Annotated in this window: 1 pseudogene; it reads left to right on the top strand. The window is 71.7% G+C overall.

Annotation, left to right across the window (positions count from 1 at the left end):
- Positions 1–86: 86 nt before the first annotated feature.
- Positions 87–466, top strand: a pseudogene (locus AC1DN0_RS41445) (malate synthase A); the annotation flags it as partial.

The following is a 466-nucleotide window of genomic DNA, read 5'->3' as shown; positions in this document are numbered from 1 at the left end:
CCTTATGGTGAGCATTGCGATAACTGTTTTGTCAAATACGGTACGGCAGCGCACGGTGGGGCCCTACCGCACTGCAGGAGCCCGCCATGTCCGCCGTCGCCGCTTTCGCCACTGCCCAGCCCACCCCCGCCGATGCCCCGGCCACGCCCGGCATCGCCCTCACCACCCAGTTCGCCGGCCAGTCCGCGCTGCTGCCGGCGGGGGTATTGGCGCTGCTGGTGTCGCTGCACCGTGCGGTGGAGCCCGAGCGCCAGCGCCGGCTGCAGGCCCGGGTGGCGCGCCAGGCGTTCTTCGACGGCGGCGGCCTGCCGGACTTCCGCGCGGACACCGCCGAGATCCGGGACGGCGACTGGCGCGTGGCCCCGCTGCCGGACGCACTGCAGGATCGCCGCGTGGAGATCACCGGCCCGACCGACCCGAAGATGGTCATCAACGCGCTGAACTCCGGGGCCAAGGTGTTCATGGC

This window comes from Cupriavidus sp. 05N39 (assembly GCF_056397325.1).
The sequence above is the reverse complement of the archived record's forward strand: the minus strand, read 5'-3'. Positions and strand labels throughout refer to the sequence as shown.